The 18,660-nt window shown below is 74.5% G+C and carries 19 protein-coding genes and 1 pseudogene; 3 read left to right on the top strand and 17 right to left on the bottom strand.

Annotation, left to right across the window (positions count from 1 at the left end):
* Positions 1-191: 191 nt before the first annotated feature.
* The 10 genes from DVA66_RS05100 to DVA66_RS05055 all read right to left on the bottom strand — a co-directional run bounded on the left by DVA66_RS05100 (position 192) and on the right by DVA66_RS05055 (position 9,295).
* Positions 192-671: a PH domain-containing protein gene (locus DVA66_RS05100; RefSeq protein ID WP_157973845.1), complete on the bottom strand. Its 480-nt coding sequence runs from the start codon at positions 669-671 to the stop codon at positions 192-194.
* A complete protein-coding gene (hisG, locus tag DVA66_RS05095; RefSeq protein ID WP_114559085.1) occupies positions 631-1,473 on the bottom strand; it encodes an ATP phosphoribosyltransferase in 843 nt (280 codons plus the stop codon). The genes DVA66_RS05100 and hisG overlap by 41 nt, the downstream gene beginning before the upstream one ends.
* A gap of 49 nt (positions 1,474-1,522) precedes the next feature.
* Complete coding sequence (locus DVA66_RS05090) at positions 1,523-1,798, bottom strand: phosphoribosyl-ATP diphosphatase (RefSeq protein ID WP_114559084.1); 276 nt, start codon at positions 1,796-1,798, stop codon at positions 1,523-1,525.
* Positions 1,799-1,840: 42 nt separating this feature from the next.
* The gene (mshC, locus tag DVA66_RS05085; protein WP_114559079.1) at positions 1,841-3,085 is read right to left on the bottom strand and encodes a cysteine--1-D-myo-inosityl 2-amino-2-deoxy-alpha-D-glucopyranoside ligase; all 1,245 of its coding nucleotides are present in this window, start codon (positions 3,083-3,085) and stop codon (positions 1,841-1,843) included.
* A gap of 43 nt (positions 3,086-3,128) precedes the next feature.
* Complete coding sequence (locus DVA66_RS05080) at positions 3,129-4,436, bottom strand: ABC transporter substrate-binding protein (RefSeq protein ID WP_114559078.1); 1,308 nt, start codon at positions 4,434-4,436, stop codon at positions 3,129-3,131.
* Positions 4,437-4,575: 139 nt separating this feature from the next.
* Entirely contained in the window at positions 4,576-5,400 is an 825-nt protein-coding gene (locus DVA66_RS05075) for an SCO1664 family protein (protein WP_232821767.1), read from the bottom strand.
* 19 nt (positions 5,401-5,419) lie between these two features.
* Positions 5,420-6,025, bottom strand: a complete 606-nt coding sequence (locus tag DVA66_RS05070) for a DUF3090 domain-containing protein (protein WP_114559077.1) — start codon at positions 6,023-6,025, stop codon at positions 5,420-5,422.
* Between the two features lie 54 nt (positions 6,026-6,079).
* Complete coding sequence (locus DVA66_RS05065) at positions 6,080-6,787, bottom strand: MSMEG_4193 family putative phosphomutase (RefSeq protein ID WP_114559076.1); 708 nt, start codon at positions 6,785-6,787, stop codon at positions 6,080-6,082.
* A 57-nt stretch (positions 6,788-6,844) separates the two neighbouring features.
* Positions 6,845-7,402, bottom strand: coding sequence for an ATP-binding protein (locus DVA66_RS05060; protein WP_114559075.1), 558 nt, complete (start codon positions 7,400-7,402; stop codon positions 6,845-6,847).
* 93 nt (positions 7,403-7,495) lie between these two features.
* Positions 7,496-9,295 carry a lipase family protein gene (locus tag DVA66_RS05055; RefSeq protein WP_232821766.1) on the bottom strand — a complete coding sequence of 600 codons (1,800 nt, stop codon included), beginning with the start codon at positions 9,293-9,295 and terminating at the stop codon, positions 7,496-7,498.
* A gap of 124 nt (positions 9,296-9,419) precedes the next feature.
* Here DVA66_RS05055 and DVA66_RS20795 point away from each other — a divergent pair, with 124 nt between their 5' ends.
* Positions 9,420-9,803, top strand: a complete 384-nt coding sequence (locus DVA66_RS20795; protein ID WP_157973844.1) for an ester cyclase — start codon at positions 9,420-9,422, stop codon at positions 9,801-9,803.
* Here DVA66_RS20795 and DVA66_RS05045 read toward each other — a convergent pair.
* From DVA66_RS05045 to DVA66_RS05030, 4 genes are all read right to left on the bottom strand, one after another.
* Positions 9,798-11,120, bottom strand: coding sequence for an aminotransferase family protein (locus DVA66_RS05045; RefSeq protein WP_114559073.1), 1,323 nt, complete (start codon positions 11,118-11,120; stop codon positions 9,798-9,800). The genes DVA66_RS20795 and DVA66_RS05045 overlap by 6 nt on opposite strands.
* The gene (locus DVA66_RS05040) at positions 11,121-12,566 is read right to left on the bottom strand and encodes an aminotransferase class III-fold pyridoxal phosphate-dependent enzyme (protein WP_198671496.1); all 1,446 of its coding nucleotides are present in this window, start codon (positions 12,564-12,566) and stop codon (positions 11,121-11,123) included.
* Positions 12,563-14,107, bottom strand: coding sequence for an aldehyde dehydrogenase family protein (locus DVA66_RS05035; protein ID WP_114559072.1), 1,545 nt, complete (start codon positions 14,105-14,107; stop codon positions 12,563-12,565). Before DVA66_RS05035 ends, DVA66_RS05040 begins: the two co-directional genes overlap by 4 nt.
* 133 nt (positions 14,108-14,240) lie before the next feature.
* Complete coding sequence (locus tag DVA66_RS05030; RefSeq protein WP_114559071.1) at positions 14,241-14,756, bottom strand: flavin reductase family protein; 516 nt, start codon at positions 14,754-14,756, stop codon at positions 14,241-14,243.
* A gap of 171 nt (positions 14,757-14,927) precedes the next feature.
* Between DVA66_RS05030 and DVA66_RS05025 the strand changes: the two genes are divergently transcribed.
* On the top strand, positions 14,928-15,761 hold the full coding sequence (locus DVA66_RS05025; RefSeq protein ID WP_114128009.1) for an undecaprenyl-diphosphate phosphatase: 834 nt from the start codon (positions 14,928-14,930) through the stop codon (positions 15,759-15,761).
* On the opposite strand, the gene DVA66_RS05020 is transcribed toward DVA66_RS05025, so the two are convergent.
* Positions 15,758-16,804, bottom strand: a complete 1,047-nt coding sequence (locus DVA66_RS05020; protein WP_114559070.1) for an LLM class F420-dependent oxidoreductase — start codon at positions 16,802-16,804, stop codon at positions 15,758-15,760. The genes DVA66_RS05025 and DVA66_RS05020 overlap by 4 nt on opposite strands.
* 51 nt (positions 16,805-16,855) lie before the next feature.
* Between DVA66_RS05020 and DVA66_RS05015 the strand changes: the two genes are divergently transcribed.
* Positions 16,856-17,854 (top strand): aldo/keto reductase, encoded by a 999-nt coding sequence (locus tag DVA66_RS05015; RefSeq protein WP_114559069.1) that lies wholly within the window; start codon positions 16,856-16,858, stop codon positions 17,852-17,854.
* Between the two features lie 131 nt (positions 17,855-17,985).
* Here the strand turns inward: DVA66_RS05015 and DVA66_RS05010 are convergent, their stop codons facing one another.
* Both DVA66_RS05010 and DVA66_RS05005 read right to left on the bottom strand, forming a co-directional pair.
* Positions 17,986-18,183, bottom strand: coding sequence for a DUF5703 family protein (locus tag DVA66_RS05010; protein WP_114128006.1), 198 nt, complete (start codon positions 18,181-18,183; stop codon positions 17,986-17,988).
* A 65-nt stretch (positions 18,184-18,248) separates the two neighbouring features.
* Positions 18,249-18,660 (bottom strand): annotated as a pseudogene (locus DVA66_RS05005) (N-acetyltransferase); the annotation flags it as partial.

The raw sequence follows: 18,660 nt of genomic DNA, 5'->3' as shown, positions 1-18,660 counted from the left end.
CGGTGGGCCGCGGCGCCGCACCCGCTGCGACGCAGGCCGGCGGACGGCGTCCGGCACAGGGTCGCGGGGCGCAGGGTCGGGGCGCGCAGGGCGCGCAGGGCCAGGGTCAGCAGGAGGACCCGGAGATGGCCGAGATCGAGGCGCTGCTCAAGTCCCGCGGGATCGAGTGAGCGGGCGCCGCCGACGCGGCGTCAGCGGCGGGAGCGGATGAGCTCGCGCAGCCGGGCGGCGTCGTCGCGGGCCCGTCCGCGGTCGACGGTCTGGATGGCCAGCAGCTGACGCTGCCGGTGCGCCCCCTCGGCGTCGGTCTCGTGCAGCACCAGGTAGGCCCACGGGTCGCCCTCGCGGAAGCGGATCGCGCGCACGTCGGCGGCGCGGTAGCGCCGGGTGACGAGGCCGTTGCGGACCTTCACCGTGGCGCCGTCGACCACCACCACGCTGAGCGCCATCGCCATCATCAGCCCGACGATCCAGACCAGGAAGATCAGCAGGGTCGCCACCTGCAGCACGGTGAACTGGGCCCGCAGCTCCGCACCCAGGGCCGACCAGCCGACCAGGCAGGCGGCCACGAAGAGCACCGAGACGGTGCTGGCGAAGACCAGCAGCACCCGGGGGCGGAAGACGACCCGGTCAGAGACGGCTCGCGGAGATGTCGGTGACGAGGATGGCACGCGCTCCCTCCTCCCACAGGGCGTCCATGATGGCCTGCGCGTCGGCCCGCTTCACCATCGCGCGCACCGCGAACCAGCCCTCCCGGGCCAGCGGGGAGACGGTCGGCGACTCGAAGCCGGGGGTGACGGCGGTGGCACGCTCCAGCGCCTCGGCCGGGACGTCGTAGTCCATCATCACGTAGGTCCGCGCGACCAGGACGCCGCGGAGCCGGCGCAGCAGCGTGTCCAGGCCCTGCGGGGCGGTGCCGCTGCGCTTGATGACGATGGCCTCGGACTGCAGGATCGGCTCGCCGAACAGCTCCAGCCCGGCCTGGCGCAGCGTGGTGCCGGTCTCCACCACGTCGGCGATGGCGTCGGCCACGCCCAGCCGGATGGCGCTCTCCACCGCCCCGTCCAGCCGGATCAGCCGGGCCTCGACACCGGCCTCGCGCAGGTGGGCGTCCACCAGACCGGGGTAGGAGGTGGCCACCCGCAGCCCGCGCAGGCTGTCGCGGGTGAAGCCGCTGCCGGCAGGGGCGGCGAAGCGGAACCGGGAGGCGCCGAAGCCCAGCGGCAGCACCTCGTCGGCCGCGGCGCCGGAGTCGAGCAGCATGTCGCGCCCGGTGATCCCGCAGTCGAGGGTGCCCTCACCGACGTAGGTGGCGATGTCGCGGGGCCGCAGGTAGAAGAACTCGACGCTGTTGACCTCGTCGACCAGGACGAGCTCCTTGGTGTCGGAGCGCTGCCGGTAGCCGGACTCGCGCAGCATCGTGGCAGCCGCCTCCGACAGCGCCCCCTTGTTGGGGACGGCGACGCGCAGCAGTGCTGAACCGGACTCTCGGGCGCTGGTCACGCCGAGGAACCCTACTGCCTCAGAGGTGCCGGTACACGTCGTCCAGGTCGAGGTCGAGGGCGACCATCATCACCTGCAGGTGGTACAGCAGCTGGCTGATCTCCTCGGCCGCCTCCTCGCGGCTCTGGTACTCCGCGGCCATCCACACCTCGGCGGCCTCCTCGACGACCTTCTTGCCGATCGCGTGCACGCCGGCGTCCAGCGCCGCCACCGTCCCCGACCCCTCCGGGCGGTCGACCGCCTTCTGGCGGAGCTCGGCGAACAGCTGCTCGAAGCTCTTGCGGTCCTGCGGCACCTCAGTCACGGGGCGACCCTAGCCGTCGCGACGGTGCCGCCGTCACAGCCGGACGCCCAGCAGGGCGTCGACCAGCCGGGCGACGGTGGCGCCCGCCTCCGCGTCGTCGCCGTCGATGGAGGCCGAGGCACCCGCCCAGGCGTCCACCGCCCCGAGCGCGGTGGGGGCGTCGAGGTCGTCCCGCAGCGCCCGGCGGACCTCCGCGACCGTCTCCTCCGCACCCAGTGCGGCGTCCAGGGCGCAGGCGTGGCGCCACCGCGCCAACCGGTCCTGGGCCTCGGTGAGCAGCTCCGCCGACCAGCTCCAGTCGCTGCGGTAGTGCCGCGACAGCAGGGCGAGCCGGATCGCCATCGGGTCCACACCCTGCGCGCGCAGCGTGGAGACCAGCACGAGGTTGCCCTTGGACTTCGACATCTTCTCCCCGTCCAGCCCGACCATGCCGCTGTGCACGTAGTGCCGGGCGAACGGGCGTCCGGTGGCGACCTGGCCCTCGGCCGCGCACATCTCGTGGTGGGGGAAGACGAGGTCCGAGCCGCCGCCCTGGACGTCGATCTCGGCCCCGAGGAAGTGGTGCGCGATGGCGGTGCACTCGATGTGCCAGCCCGGACGTCCCGGACCGAACGGGCTCGGCCACGACGGCTCGCCCTCGCGGGCGGTGCGCCAGACCAGGCAGTCCAGCGGGTCCTTCTTGCCCGGGCGGTCGGGGTCGCCGCCGCGCTCGGCGAAGAGGGTGTGCATGGTCGGGGCGTCCAGGCCGGAGACCGAGCCGAAGGAGGGCGACTCCCCCACCGCGAAGTACCAGTCCGGGTGCTCGGCGTCCTCGACCTGGTACAGCGCGTGCGGGACGGTCTGCAGCAGGTCGGTGACCAGCGAGATCGACTCGACCGCGCCGACGTAGTCACGCGGTGGCAGCACGTTGAGCGCGGTCATGTCGTCGCGGAAGAGCTGGGTCTGCTCACGCGCCAGCTGCTCCCAGTCGACACCGGTCTGGGTGGCGCGCTCGAGCAGCGGGTCGTCGACGTCGGTGACGTTCTGCACGTAGTGGACGTCCAGGCCGCGGTCGAGCCAGGTGCGGTGCAGCAGGTCGAAGGCGACGTAGGTGTTCGCGTGGCCCATGTGGGTGGCGTCGTAGGGGGTGATGCCGCAGACGTAGAGCCGGGCGGGCGTCTGGGACCCCGGCGTCGGACCGACCTCGGTCAGCCCGCCGCGGGCGCTGTCGTGCACCAGCACCGGCGGCTCGGCCACGGGGAGGAGGGTCGGGACGCTCGGGGTGCTCCATGCCTGCATGGGCGCGACCCTACCCAGCCGGAGCGGGGTCGCCGCCCCGGGTTCACGCCATGCTCTGGACCGCGCTCAGCACCCGCGCGGTGCCGTCGGCCGGTGTGGCCCGGCCGAACAGCACGTCGGTGCCGATGAGGTTGAACTCGTCGCTGAACCCGGACGCCGCGGCGGGGGTCACCTGCGGCGGTGGCACCAGCTCAGGGGTGATCGCCTGGGTGAAGTCGAGGCTGACCTGGGCCTGCGGGTCGAGCAGCGAGGAGATCTCCTCCTGCACCTCGGGGATGGCCGGGATGCCGCGCTCGGTGGTCAGCACCGTGGTGGCGGCGGGGTCGGTGAGCAGGAAGTCGATCAGCCGGGCAGCGGCCTCGGGGTGCTCCGTCCGGGACGCGATCGACCAGTACATGGAGGCCTTGTTGACCATCCGCGGGGACTCCCCCGGAGCCTGGGCGGGCAGCCGGAGCAGCTCCAGCTGGGTGCCGCTGGCGGCGCCGAACGCCGAGATCTGGGTGTGGAAGAGCAGGTGGAAGGCGGCCCGGTTGGTGGCGAACATGGACGCGTCCAGCGGCAGGTTGGCGTTCTCCACCTGCACCTCCGCCGGAGGGGTGGCCCCACTCTCGACCAGACCGGTGGAGTAGTCGAAGAAGCTGCGGACGGTGGCCTCGCTGACCCCGGGGCCCGTGGTCGGCCACACCTCCTCACCGCGCTGACGGGTCCACGCCCCGAGCTCGGCGGCGCCGGAGCCGAAGCCGTCCAGCCCGTAGACGCCCTCGGACCCCAGCTCCTCGCTGACGGTGGCGGAGATCTCGGCGAGGTCCTGCCAGGTCCAGGTGGTGTCGTCGGGCATCTCCACGCCGGCCCGCTCCAGCACGTCGGGGTTGACCGCGACGGAGAAGTTGCCCACCCCGATCGGTGCGCCGACCAGCGCCTCCTCCACCAGACCGGTGTCGCGGACGGTGGCGTCCATGGCCGAGAGGTCGAGCTGCTCGGAGACCTCAGCGAGGTCGAGCAGCGCCCCGCGGGAGCCGTAGGCGGCGATGTAGGCCTCGTCCATCTGGATGACGTCGGGCGAGTTGTTGCCGGCGGTCTGGGTGGCGAGCTTGTCCCAGTAGGAGCCCCACTCGCTGTTCTCCACGACCACCGTGACGTCGGGGTTGGCGGCTTCGAAGGCGTCCACGGCCTGCTCGGTGAGCTTCAGCCGGGAGTCGTTGCCCCAGGTGGAGACCCGCAGGGTCACCGGGCCCTCCGGCTCACCTCCGCCCGAGCAGGCGGCCGGGACGAGGAGCCCCAGCGCGGCGACCGCGGCGAGCAGCGCGCGGCGTACCGGACGAGGGGTCGGACGGGGATGCGGAACGGTCATGCGGGGCCCTCCCACCGGGCGGCTCTGATCGGCGGACGAGGGGGAGGCAGGCGCCTCCCCGTCCCGGCGAGCATAACCAGTGCGGCGGGTGCGGCGTGGTCCCGGCCGACGGCGGGTCGGCCGGCTCAGCGGGCGACCGTCAGAACGGCGGCCAGGGGACGGTGTGGTGGCCCGGGTCGGGGGCGGGGAAGCGACCGCTGCGCAGCAGCTCGGTGCAGCGCAGCTCCAGCGAGACGATCTCGGGCTCGGTGAGCAGCTCGGCCAGGGCCTCGCAGCCGTCGGTGAGGACCCGTCCCACCAGGGCCCGCTCCTCCTCGGTGAGCTCCTCGTCGGCCCAGCCCCACAGCAGGGTGCGCAGCTTCGGGGCGGGGTGGAAGGTCAGCCCGTGGTCGACGCCGAACAGGTGCCCGTGCCGGGTGAGGATGTGACCGCCCTTGCGGTCGGCGTTGTTGGCCACCGCGTCGAACAGGGCCAGCCGCCGCAGCCGCGGGTCGTCGGCGTGCACCACGACGACCTCCTCACCGCGCGCGCCCAGACCCTCGAGCACGGCGAACCAGCCCGGCCGCTCGGCCTGCTCCAGCGGCACCAGGTCGACCACCTCGTCATCGGCCTCGTCGTCGCGCACCCAGGCCTGCAGCGAGCCCGGCCCGAGCGGGCCCTCGACCAGCACCGTGCGCGGCACCACGTCGAAGCCGGCGACCCGGGAGAGCTCGTGGGCCGCGACCTCGCGCAGCCCGAGGGTGCGGTCGGGGAAGTCCCACAGCGGACGCTCCCCCGCGGTCGGCTTGTAGACGCACAGCACCCGCTCGTCACCGCGCTCCAGCCGGGACAGGAAGGTGCCGTTGGAGGCCGTGGGCAGCCGCCCGATGAGCTCCAGCTCGCCCGAGCCCAGGTCGACGGTGAGGGGGTCGACCTCGCTGAGGCCGTCCAGCAGCTCCGACAGCTCCCCGGTCTCCTCGCTCAACTCGTCTGGACCCAGCCGCTCAGAACAGCGGTCGCCGGTAGCCGTTGGCGCGCGGGCACACGTGGCCCTCGGCGTCCATCGGCTGCAGGCAGAACGGGCAGCTGGGACGTCCGGCCGAGACCACGGCGTTGGCGCGGGCCACGAAGTCGCGGGCGGTGCGCGGGGTGATCCGCACCACGAAGACCTCCTCGGCGCGCTCCTCCTCCACCGCCTGCACCATCTCCGCCTCGACATCGGGGTCGGCCTCGGTGAGGTCGAGACCGGACACCTCGGCGTCCGTGCTGGAGAACATCTCGATGACGATCTTGTCGTCGTCGGCGTCCCAGGCGATGGTCATGGTGCCGACCCGGAACTCCTCGGTGATCGGGGCGTCCAGCGGCTGGTTGTCGTCGGGGACGTCGCGCGGCGGCGGCACCTCGACCCGTCCGCCGGTGCGCCGGACGACCTCCTCGAGCACCCGCTCCAGGTGCTCGGCCAGCACCGAGACCTGCTGCTTCTCGCACGCCACGCTGGTGATCCGGTTGCCCTCACGGGCCTGCAGGAAGAAGGTGCGTTCCCCCGGGGAGCCCACGGTGCCGGCGACGAAGCGGTCCGGGGCCTCGTAACGGTGTACGACGATCGCCATACCGAGCAGCCTACGTCGTCGGCGCGGAGGCGAGGCGGTCCCGCTGGGGGCTGGTCACTCCTGGCTGCCCAGGCCGCCGCCGACCGCGGCGTCGGCGGGGGGCTTGCGGCGGCCCCTGCGCCGTGGCGGCTGCAGACCCGACAGGTCGCCGGAGGTGGTGTTGGTGGAGACGACGAACGGTCGGCCGGCGCTGTAGCGGACCACCGAGATGGAGGCCGGGTCGACCACGATCCGCTGGAAGGCGTCCAGGTGCATGCCGAGGGCGTCGGCCAGGATCGCCTTGATGACGTCACCGTGGCTGACCGCCACCCAGACCGCCTCGTCACCGACGCTGGCGGCCAGCGCGGCGTCGCGCTCGCGGACGCAACCGACGGCCCGGGCCGACATCTCGGTCATCGACTCCCCGTCGGGGAAGCGGACCGCCGACGGGGTCTGCTGCACGGTCGCCCACAGCTTCTCCTTGGCCAGCTCCTTGAGCGGACGCCCGGACCAGGCGCCGTAGCCGCACTCGGTGATCCTGGCGTCGGTGACCACCTCGACGGGCTGCTCGCGGCCCTCGGTGAGGAGCTGGCTGGTGTGCTTGCAGCGGCGCAGCGGCGAGGTGACCACCTGGGTCAGCGGCAGCCCGGCGATCCGCTGCGCGGCGGCCTGGGCCTGCTGGACGCCGACCTCGTCCAGGTCCACCCCCGGGGTCCGGCCGGCCAGCACGCCGGTGCGGTTGGCGGTGGTGCGGCCGTGGCGGACCAGGAGCAGCGTCGTCATGGCGGCGAGCCTACGTGCGGGCCGGGGTCGGGCGTCCGGGGTGAGGTGGTCGGTCGATCAGGCGGCGGACGTCCGGGCGGCGCCGACGGCGGTGAGGAGCTGGCGGTAGCCGACCTCGGGGTCGGTGTCCACGTCGTCCAGCACCACCGTGGCCGGGCGGGCGGCGACGACCGCCCGGATGGCGGCGTCGGCCTCGGCGACGAGCCCGGCCGGGTCATCGACCGGTGCAGCGACCTCGGCGGCGTCGCGGCCCGTCCCGGCCCGCTCGGTGAAGCGGGCCACCGCGACGGGCAGCGGGGTGCGCAGCACCGTCTCGACGAACGGCACCCCGGCCTCCTCCGCGAGTCCGGCGAGCTGCTCGACGAACGGGAGCCGGCCGAGGTACTGCGGCACGACCACGTCGTGGCCCTGCTCCAGGGCGACCGCGCTCATCGCCAGCGCGATCCGGCGGGCCAGGCGTCCGGCGTCGGCCGAGTGGTCCTGCCAGGCTCCGAGCAGGGCGCGGACCAGGTCGACGTCGAGCACCAGGGTGAGCGGGTGCTCGGCGGCGTAGCGGCGGGCCAGTGTCGACTTGCCCGCGCCCGGGACGCCGTTGAGCAGGATCAGGCAGGGCACGGAGGTCAGGCTAGCGACCGGAGTGGGCGCAGCCGCGGGAGTCAGCCGCGGGCCCGTGGCCGCGGCGCCGGTCGCGTCACCCGGACCCGGACGTCACGGGCAGTCGTCCTGCTGGGGAGCGCCGGCGAACCGGTCGAGCGTCCACTGCTCGAGGTCGGCGTTGAGCGGGGAGTCGGGCTCGAGCACACCCATGTGCGACCGGTCCGGGTACCGCGTGTAGCGCAGCGGGTGGCCGGCGGAGCACAGCCCGGCCACGTAGGCGTCCTGCAGGCGCGCCGGGATGACCTCGTCGGTGGTCCCGTGCGCGAGGAACAGCGGAGCCGTCCAGGGCCCCGTCGCGACGTTCTGCCGCAACCGCCGGCCGATCGCCCCGGCCGAGGGGTCGCCGGCGAGGATCGGGACGTCGCGAGAGACAGCGACACCGGTCAGGACGGTGACCAGCGTGCCTGGTTCGCTGGTGCAGCGGGCGGCGGCCTCACGCACCAGGGCGCGAGCCGCCGGGGTGGCGTCGTCGAGGGAGACGTCGGGATAGGTGCGGCTGTAGGCGGTCAGCACGAAGGAGATGCCCAGGCTGGCACCGAGGGCACCGGGATGGGACGTGACCACCTCGGCCAGCGCCAGCGGGTCGCTGGCGGCCGACAGCGCGGCGGTGCCGAGGACGTCGAGGTCGGGGGCGTACGTCGGCGCCAGCTGTCCGGCCCACAGGGCGGCGTGCCCACCCTGGGAGTGGCCCCAGACCACCGTCTGCGGGGCGAGGTCGACGTCGTCGACCTGGTGCGCGGCCCGCACCGCGTCCAGCACCGAGCGTGCCTCGCCCTGCCCGATGAGGTAGGGGAAGTCCCCTTCGGTCCCCTGCCCGGTGTAGTCGGTGGCGACCATCCCCCAGCCGTTGCGTGCGAGGGAGTCCATCGCCGGCATCCCCTCGGTCGAGATGGCGTCCGGCCCCAGGCTGGGTGCGCAGGCGCGGGCGACGCCGACCGTGCCGTGCGCCCAGGCGATGAGCGGGACCGGCCGGCCGGTCGAGGTGGCGGGCACCGCGAGGACGGCGCTGGCCAGGGCGGGCACCCCGTCGTCGGCGGTCGTGGTGTAGAGGATCCGCTGGGCGCTCAGCCCCGGCGGGAGGTCGCCCTCGTACGGCGCGGTCCGGAGCAGCTGCCCGGGGGTGGCGGGGACGTCCTCGGGTGCGTCGTAGAAGGCGTCCAGCACGGGTGCGCCGTGCCGCAGGTGCACGCTGAGGACGAGGCAGGAGATCGCCACGACCAGCACGGCCGCTGCCCCCGCCCATCGCAGTCCGGGTCGCCCGACGTGCCTGCTGCGGTCGGACGTCCGGGCGCCGACCGTCGAGCTGCCGTCGGGCCGATCCGCCGGACCTGCTGTGGCCGCCCTCCACAGCAGGGAGAGCCCGAACCCGGCGGTGCGCACACCGAACAGGAACGCGACGACCAGCAAGGTGACGTCCGGCCACAGCAGTGCCAGCAGACCGAACGCGATCTCGGATAGCCCGAGCACCGCGGCGAGCACCCGTTCGCCACGTGCACCGCGCCGCACCCGCAGCAGACCCGAGAGGCCCGTGAGGAGCAGGAGCAGCCCCACGGAGGGTCCCAGCAGCTGCAGGCTGCGGCCGAGCCAGACCAGCACGGCCAGGCCGGCGAGGATCCATGCGGTGGCCGTGAGCAGCGTGCGCACTGGTGGAGCCCCGCGACGGGCGATGAGGTCTCCGGCACCGGAGGTGATGCAGCTGACGCCGATGTAGACACCGAGGAGCGTCAGCGAGCTCAGGGGCCGCAGCGCCAGCGCCGCGCCGAGCGTCGTGGTCACGAGGCCGGTGAGCACCAGCACCCATCGAGGGGCACCGGCCAGGAGCGACGGCAGCGCCCGGACCCGCCTGCTCACGAGGCGGTGGGTCCTCGGGGTCGGCACCCTGGTCAGGCTAGGGGCTCGCCCCGCCGGTGCCCAGCGACTGCACCGATCCCCTCACGGGCTCGACCGGGACGCGCGGCCGGGCGACGATGGGTTCGTGGATGCACGAGCCGAGGTCGTCGACCGCTACCGCCGCTACCTCGCCGCCTGCAACCGGCGGGACTGGGTCGAGCTCGGCACCCACGTGGCCGACACGGTGCGGGTCAACGGTGTCGTGCGCTCGCGCGAGCAGTACATCGCCGACGTGGTGCGGACGGTGACCGTGTTCCCCGACTACACCTGGGAGCTGCAGCGCACCGTCGTCGAGGGCGAGTGGTTGGCGGTCCGGCTGCGCGGCACCGGCACCCGGATGGCCGAGTTCCTCGGCGCGCCCGGGGACGGCTCGCAGGTGGAGACCGACGAGCTCGACCTGTACCGATTCGTCGACGGGCTCGTCGTCGAGGTGGAGGGCACCGCCGACAACGCCCGGCTGAGGTCATGACCCCGTCCGTGGGGTGAGCTCCCGCAGCGCCCGGGCCAGCAGGGTGACCAGCTCGTCGACCTCGGACCCGCTGATCACCAGCGGCGGCCCGAGCAGGACGGCGTCACCGGACGTCCCGTCGGCGCAGCCGGCCGCCGGGTAGAGCAGCAGACCGAGCTCCTTCGCGGTGGCCACCAGCCGCTCGGTCAACCGCTCCGACCGCGGGAGCGGACGGCGGCTCTCCCGGTCCGCCACCAGCTCGACCCCGACCAGCAGACCGGCACCGCGGACGTCCCCGACCAGCGGGTGGTCGGCCAGCTCTCCCTCCAGCGCCGCCCGCAGCTGGCGCCCCCGCACCTCCGCCGCCTCGACCAGACGCTCCTCCTCCAGGCAGCGCAGCACCGCCAGCCCGGTCGCCGCCCCGACCAGGTGGTGGGAGTAGGTGAACCCGTGCACGAACCCGCCCTCGCGCAGGCTCTCGGCCACCTCCCCGCTCGCCACCGCCAGCCCGAGCGGCCAGTAGCCCGACGCCGCGCCCTTGCCGGCGGTCAGCAGGTCCGGCCGCAGGCCGAAGTGCTCGCTGGCGAACCAGCGTCCGGTCCGGCCGAACCCGGTCATCACCTCGTCGGCGACCACCAGCACCCCGTGCCGCCGGCACACCTCTCCCACCGCCGGCCAGTAGTCCTCCGGCGGGACGCAGGCCGCCAGACCCGCACCGGCGACCGGCTCGGCGACGAAGGCGGCCACCCGCTCCGGCCCGACCCCGGCCAGCGTGCGCTCCAGCTGTCCGGCGTGCCAGCGGCCGCAGCGCACCGGGTGGTCGGGGTTCGGGCAGCGGTACTCCTGCGGGGTGCTGGTGTGCACCGCGTGCGACAGCCACGGCTCGTACGGCGCGCGCAGCCCGACCCGTCCGGAGACGTCGAGGGCCCCGCGGGTGTTGCCGTGGTAGGAGTGCCGCCGCCCGACCACCACCGAGCGGTCCTCACCGCGGGCCAGGTGGAAGGCCCGGGCCATCTTCAGCGCGGTCTCCACCGCCTCGCTGCCGCCCGAGACCGGGTAGATGCGGGCGTCGGCCACCGGCAGCCGCGCGGCCAGCGCGTCGGCGTACCCGTCCAGCACGTCGGCGCCGAACGCGGTGCCGTGCACGTAGGCCACCCGTCTGGCCTGCTCGGCGGCGGCCTCCACCACCGCGGTGCGGCCGTGCCCGACCCCCACGACGACCGCCCCACCGGCGGCGTCGAGGTAGCGCCGTCCGTCGGTGCCCACCACGTGCACGCCCTGGGCGGAGTCCACCCGTGGCAGATCCTCACCGCGGGCGAGCAGGTGGGCGCTGGCCACCTACCGGCCTCCCCCGGCCGCGGTCGCCGGGCGTCCCGGACCTCCGGCGGGCAGGTCGGGGCCGACGGTCTCCGCCACCTCGCCGACCGCCTCGCCGACGATCCGCAGCGCGGTCTCCACCTGCTCGGCGGTGACGACCAGCGGCGGCGACATCCGCACCACGTCCTCCCCGGCCTCCAGCACCAGCAGCCCGCGCTGGAAGCAGGCCTGCTGCACCATCGCGGCCACCGGTCCGCTGGACAGCTGCACCCCGATCATCAGCCCGACCCCGCGGACGTCGACCACCACGTCCGGGTGCCGCTCGGCGATCTCGCGAAGCCCTCCCAGCACCCGCTCCCCCACCGTGGCGACGTGCTCGAGCAGACCCTCCTCCTCGATCACCGCCAGGGTGGCCAGTGCCGCCGCGCACGGCACCGGGCTGCCGCCGTAGGTCGAGCCGTGGGTGCCGGTGCCCCAGCTCTCCATCAGCTCGGCCCGGGCCACGAAGGCCCCGAGCGGGAGCCCTGAGGCCAGCCCCTTGGCGCTGATCAGCACGTCGGGCTCGACCCCGGTGTGCTCGATCGCCCACATCCGTCCGGTGCGACCCATCCCGCACTGCACCTCGTCGGCCACCAGCAGGATCTGGTGCTCGTCGCACACCTCGCGCAGCCGCCGCAGCCAGCCCTCGGCGGGCACGATGTAGCCGCCCTCGCCCTGGATCGGCTCGACGAACACCGCAGCCACCTCGCGCGGGTCGACGTCGTGGCGGAACAGCCGCTCCAGCGCCTCGAAGGTGGCGGTGTCGGGCTCGCCGGCGGCGACCTTGGCCGGGTCGGCGTAGGGCACGTGGTGCACCCCGGGCAGCAGCGGACCGAACCCGGCGTGGTACTTCGCCTTGGACGAGGTGAGGCTGAGCGCGCCGTAGGTGCGTCCGTGGAAGGCGCCGTAGAAGCTGACCACCTCCGAGCGGCCGGTGGCGTGACGCACCAGCTTGAGCGCACCCTCGACCGCCTCCGCGCCGGAGTTGGTGAGGAACACCCGGGTGGGACCGCTGATCGGCGCGACCCGCGCCAGCGCCTCGGCGGTCTCGGAGTAGATCGGCAGGAAGAAGTCGCTGGCCGAGTAGTGCAGCAGCTCCCCGGCCTGCTGCCGCACCGCCGCGACCACCCGTGGGTGGGCGTGGCCGGTGGCGTTGACGGCGATCCCGGCGTTGAAGTCGAGGAAGAGGTTGCCGTCGACGTCCTCCAGCACGCTGCCCGACCCCCGGAGCGGCGCGAACGGGTAGGCCCGCGGCAGGGACGGGCTGGTCACCGCGTGGTCGCGCTGGACCACCTCTCCGGTGCGCGGGCCGGGCAGCTCGGTCCGCAGGTCGGGGACGGGACGTCCGTCGAAGGGGGTCATCGGCTCTCCTGTCGGGATGTCGGTGGACGGGTCGGAGCGGCGGGTCGGGGCGTCGGTCGTCGTCACCGCTGCACCACCGTCTGGGACTGCTCGCGCATGAACTGCATCAGGTAGTACACGCCACCACCGGCCTTGCCCGAGGAGCCGGACCCCTTCCAGCCGCCGAACGGCTGGATCCCGGGCCAGGCGCCGGTGGTCGCACCGGCTGGCCGGTTCACGTAGACCACCCCGGCCTCGATGGTGTCGAGGAAGCGCTGGATCTCCACCTCCTCGCCCGAGAACAGCCCGGCCGTCAGCCCGAACACGGTGTCGTTGGCGTGGGCCACCGCCTGCTCCAGCCCGTCCACGGGCACCACCGCGACGAAGGGCAGGAACAGCTCGGTGGACAGCAGCGGGTCGGACGGGTCGAGGTCGGTGACGACGGTCGGCGCCACGTAGTGCCCGGGCAGCCGCTCCTCGGTGAGGACGTCCCCGCCGGCGACCACACGACCGCGCTCGCGGGCGGCGGCGACGGCCTCGCGGAAGCGGTCCACCGCGGCCGCGTCGACCACCGGGCCCATGAAGGTGTCGCGCTCCAGCGGGTCGCCCACCACCACGTCGCCGGCCCGGACCACCAGCCGCGCCACGAAGTCGTCGTGCACCGCGCGGTCGACGTAGACCCGCGAGCAGGCCGAGCACTTCTGCCCGCCGAACCCGAACGCGGAGCGCGCCACCCCCTGGGCGGCCGCGTCGAGGTCGGCCGAGGCGGTGACCACGGCCGGGTTCTTGCCGCCCATCTCGGCGATCACCGGACGCGGCCACGGCGTGCTCGCCGCCCCCAGCACCTGCATCCCCACCTCGTAGGAGCCGGTGAAGGTCAGCCCGGCCACGTCGGGCGAGCCGACCAGGGCCCGGCCCTGCTCGTCCCCGCCGGGGACCAGCCGCACCACCCCGGCGGGCAGCTCGTCGCGCAGCACCTCGAACAGCCGCCACGCGGTGGCGGTGCCCTGGAGGCTCGGTTTCACCACCACGGTGTTCCCGGCCACCAGGGCGGCCGCGGTGGGACCGGCGGCCAGCGCCATCGGGAAGTTGAACGGGCTGATCACGCCCCACACCCCGTGCGGACGCAGCACGCTGCGGGTCCGCTCGGTGTCGGACAAGCTGTCCATCGGCCGGCTGTAGCCGTCGGCGGCCTCCATCAGGTCGCTGTAGTAGCGGAAGAAGACCGCGGCCTCCTCGACGTCGCCGAGCGCCTCCAGCCGGTTCTTGCCGACCTCGATGGTCATCAGCGCGGCCAGCTCGTCGGCGCGGTCGCTGATGACGTCGGCGCAACGGCGCAGCAGCGCGATCCGCTCCTGCCAGGGGGTCGCCGCCCAGCCGGGGTAGGCCTGCTTCGCCGCGGCCACCGCCGCCTGCACGGCCCGGGGCGAGGCCGGGCGCACGGTGCAGACCACGACCGCCGGGTCGGCGGGGCTGCGCACCTCCACGGGCTCCCCGGGCTCGGGGTCCTCCGCTACCGCGACCTCCTCACCCAGCCGGGCCCGGGCGCGGCGGACGCCGTCCTCGTAGGCGGTGTGCAGCTCCTCGTTGTCGGCGGTGAGCGTGGCGTAGGTGATGCGGGCGGCCACGGGCGTCCCCTTCCCTCGGCGGTGAGCAAAGATCAACGGTCGTCGAGCCGTGCTGCGACGAAAGATCTCGCGATCAGGCTCTTGCGCCGGACTCTATCCCGTCCGACGGCTCGCCGGGAGGGGTCGGGCCGGGTCACAGCACGTGGTAGCGGCCTCGGTGGTGCACCAGCCCCGCCGTCCCCGGGCCGACCTCGGCCCGCAGCACCTCCGCGCGTACGAGCAGCGCCCAGCCGACCCCGGGCACCGGGTCGGTCCGCACCACCGCCTCCAGCCACCCCGCCGCCCCGTCGAGCCGCGGCCCGGCCTCGCCGTCATGCCACTCCCCGGTGCGGAACGGCCCGCCCGGCGACGGCGCGACCCGGGCGAAGGCGTCGGCGACGCCGCCCTGGCCGGCGGCCAGCAGGTTGACCACCAGCGACGTCCCGGGCTCCAGCACGGCGGCCAGGTCGCTGTCGGGGTCGAGCAGCCCGACCACCTCGGCCGGGTCGCCGTCGGCCACCAGCACCGAGCTCAGCGTCCAGCCCTCCCGGGCGGGACCCCGGCCGGTGGTCCAGACGGTGACCGGCTGCGGCAGCCGGCCCCGGAGCCGGCGCAGCGGGTCGCGCTCCTCCTCCGGGGTGGCGAACGGGTGCTCGCTGTGGATCGTCACACCCGCCAGTGTGCCGTCCGGCCCGTCCGACCGGAGTAGCGGTCGCGGGCAGGCGGGGTGGCACCGCGGGCCGAGACCGCGCGTGCCGGGCGCGCCGGGACGTCTGCTGCCCCTACTGTGGGCGCCGGCCCGCGACCAGCGGGGCTCCGGACGAGCAGCGAGGGATGTGCGATGTCGTGGTGGGACGCCCTGATCCTGGGGATCGTGCAGGGACTGACGGAGTTCCTGCCGATCTCCTCCAGCGCCCACCAGTCGATCGTCGGGCAGCTGATCGGCGGTGAGGACCCCGGCTCGGCGTTCACCGCGATCACCCAGCTCGGCACCGAGGCCGCGGTGGTCGTCTACTTCGCCCGCGACATCGCCCGGATCATCAGCCGCTGGTTCGGCTCGCTGGCCGGACGGGTGCCCAAGGACGACCCGGACGTCCGGATGGGCTGGCTGGTGATCATCGGCTCGGTGCCGATCGTGGTGCTCGGCCTGCTCTTCCAGGACGCCATCGACTCCGCGCTGCGCAACCTGTGGATCACCGTCGCCATGCTGGCCGGGTTCGGCGTGGTGATCGGGATCGCCGACCGGCTGGCCCGCAACGTCAAGCCGCTGGAGTCGATCAGCTGGCGCGACGGCGTGCTGATGGGTCTCGCGCAGTCGCTGGCGCTGGTGCCGGGCGTGTCGCGCTCCGGCGCCACCATCGCCGCCGGGCTGGCGCTGGGCTACACGCGTGAGGCCGCGGCACGGTACTCGTTCCTGCTGGCGATCCCGGCGGTGCTGGGCTCCGGCTTCTACAAGCTCACCGACATCGGCACCGACCCCGTGCCGCCGGCCTGGGGGCCGATCGTGCTGGCCACCGTGGTGTCGTTCGTCGTCGGGTTCGCGGTGATCGCGTGGCTGCTGCGCTTCATCAGCACCCACACCTTCCTGCCGTTCGTCATCTACCGGATCGCACTGGCGGCGGGAGTGGCGGTGCTGCTGCTCACCGGCGTCCTGGAGCCGCTGCCGACGGGCTAGGCCGGCCCGAGGTCGGCGTGCGCGGCGGCCAGCTCGGTGAGCGCCTCGCACTTGGCCTCCACCGAGCCCGCGAACGGCGTCACCGTGCAGGTGGTGACGCCGCTGTCGCGCAGCTCGCGCAGCCGGGTGGTGAGCCGGGGCCGGTCGCCGAGCAGCGAGGTGCGGTCGATGAACTCGGTCGGCACGGCCGCGGCGGCCTCGCGGTGGCGACGGTCCAGGAACAGCTCCTGCACGCGCCTCGCCTCCTCGGCGTACCCCATCCGCGCCGCGAGCGCGTTGTAGAAGTTCTGCTCCCGGCTGCCCATGCCGCCGACGTACAGGGCGGCGTGCGCCCGCACCGGGTCGGCGCAGGCGGCGACGTCGGGGCCGACCACGAGCGGCACGGTCGGCACCACGTCGAACCCCTCCAGACCGAGCCCCCGCTCCGCCCGGCCGGCGGCGATCGCGGCGAGCTGCTCCCCGGCGTGGTCGGCCGAGTAGAAGACGGCCAGCCAGCCGTCGGCGCGCTCCCCGGCCAGCCGCAGGTTCCGCGGGCCGACCGCGGCCAGGTAGACCGGTACCGGCCGGGTGGGCCGGACGGTCAGCCGCAGCGCCTTGCCCGGCCCGTCGGGCAGCGGCAGGTGGTGGTGGCGCCCGTCGTAGCGCACCGTCTCCCCGCGCAGCGCCGCGCCGACCACGTCCAGGTACTCCCGGGTGCGTTCCAGCGGGGCGGCGAACCGCACCCCGTGCCAGCCCTCGGAGACCTGAGGGCCCGACACCCCGAGCCCGAGCCGGAACCGGCCGCCGCTGAGGACGTCCAGGCTGGCGGCGGTCATCGCCGTCATCGCCGGGGTGCGGCCCGGGATCTGCATCACCGCCGACCCGAGCTCGATCCGCGAGGTCTGCCCGGCCAGCCAGGCCAGCACCGTGGGCGAGTCCGAGCCGTAGGCCTCCGCGGCCCACACCACGGCGAACCCGAGCTCCTCGGCGTGGCGGGTCAGCCGCAGCTGGCCGGCCGGGTCGTCGCCGGCCACCAGGTATCCCAGGTTCAGTCCCAGCCGCATGACGGCCAACCTAACGCGTCCAGTCGTCCGGCCCCGTTAGGGTGCGGGCCCATGCGGCAACGATCGGTAGGGGCCTCCGGCCTCCGGGTGTCCCGGCTCGGGCTGGGCACCCTGACCTGGGGCCGAGACGTCTCCGCGGCGACGGCCGAGCAGCTGCTCACCACCTTCGTCGAGGCCGGCGGCTCGCTGCTCGACACCGCCGGCGCCTACGGCAACGGCGACGCCGAGACCATGATCGGCGACATGCTCGGCCGGGTGGTCGACCGCGACGACCTGGTCCTCGCCACCAAGGCCGGGTTCGGCGTCCGCGACGGCGAACGGGTCGTCGACACCTCCCGGCGGGCGCTGCTGCGCGACCTGGACGCCTCGCTGCGCCGGCTCCGCGTCGACCACGTGGACCTGTGGCAGGTACACGCCTGGGGCGAGGCCCCGATCGAGGAGACCCTGGCGGCCCTCGACATGGCCGTCAGCTCGGGCCGGGTCGGCTACGTCGGCGTCTCCAACTACGTCGGCTGGCAGACCGCGCAGGCCGCCACCTGGCAGCGGGCGGTGCCCGGGCGGTGCCCGGTGGTCAGCACCCAGGTGGAGTACTCCCTGCTCGCCCGGCGCGCCGAGATCGAGGTGCTGCCGGCCGTCCGGGCCTTCGAGATGGGCTTCTTCCCCTGGTCCCCGCTGGGCCGCGGGGTGCTCACCGGCAAGTACCGCACCGGCACCCCGCGGGACTCCCGCGCCGCCTCGGAGCACTTCGCCTGGTTCGTCGAGCCCTACCTGGAGCCGCGCTCGCGCGCGGTGGTGGAGGCGGTGGCGCGCGCTGCGGAGGGCCTCGACCTCACCCCGCTGCAGGTGGCCCTGCTGTGGGTGCGCGACGCCCCCTCGGTGACCGCTCCGCTGCTCGGCGCCCGCACGGTCTCCCAGCTCAAGGCGTGCCTCAGCACCGAGCCGCTGGACCTGCCCGAGGAGATCGCCCGCGCGCTGGACGACGTCAGCGGCGGGCCGCTGCCGGCCCGCGACCTCGACGGCCCGGGCCCGCCCGGTCCGTCCGCCCGCTGAGCGGTCGACCCCGTGCCGCGGACCAGCCGGCGGGCCGTCTCGCACGACCGGTTCGACCAGCGCGAGGGCGGCTGGACCACGGTGCTGCTGCACCCTCACGCCTCACCGGACCGGCAGGAGTGCCCGGGAGCTCAGGCCACCCGGCGCATCCGGATGATCTTGCGCCGCATCCACGCCTCACGGGTGCCGTCGCGGTAGCGGCGCAGCCGGGCGAGCTCCCAGCCGCCGTACTCGGCGTGGTCGGTGAGCAGGCGGCGGACGGCGTTGCGGGAGAGGTCGCGATCGAGCCGGACCCGCCGCTCCTCGTACTCCACGGCTGTCAGCGACATGTCGGGAAGGTTACCCAAGGCCGACACCACGGGCCGCAGCGCACGCCGGGCGGACCGGACGCACCTCAGCCGAGGCGGTGGTGCACCCAGACGTTGGGCTCGACGTAGACGGCGTGGTCCTGGGCGGTGTCGACGTGCACCGGCACCAGAGCGCCGGGGACGACCTGCGGGCCGTCGGTGTCGAGGGCCAACCCGGTCCAGGCCCGCCACTGCGCCAGCGTGCCGGGGATCGTCATCGACAGCGGCGCCACCCCGGCCAGCACCCCGCCGGCCCGCGCGTGCACCCGGATCCAGGGGTCGGCCGGCAGCCCGTCGGGACGCTGCCGGTGCACGTACTCGGCGAACGGCGTGGTCGGCTCGGCGGCCTTCGCGGCCGGACGCACCGGCGCCAGCAGGTCGACCACCCCGGCCCGGGCGCAGCGCTCCCGCGCGGCGGCGAGCAGCACCCGGCTCAGCCCGCGGGAGCGGTGCTGCGGG

This window comes from Desertihabitans aurantiacus, assembly GCF_003344635.1.
Lineage (GTDB): Bacteria > Actinomycetota > Actinomycetes > Propionibacteriales > Propionibacteriaceae > Desertihabitans > Desertihabitans aurantiacus.
This window is presented reverse-complemented; position numbering and strand designations above follow the sequence as displayed.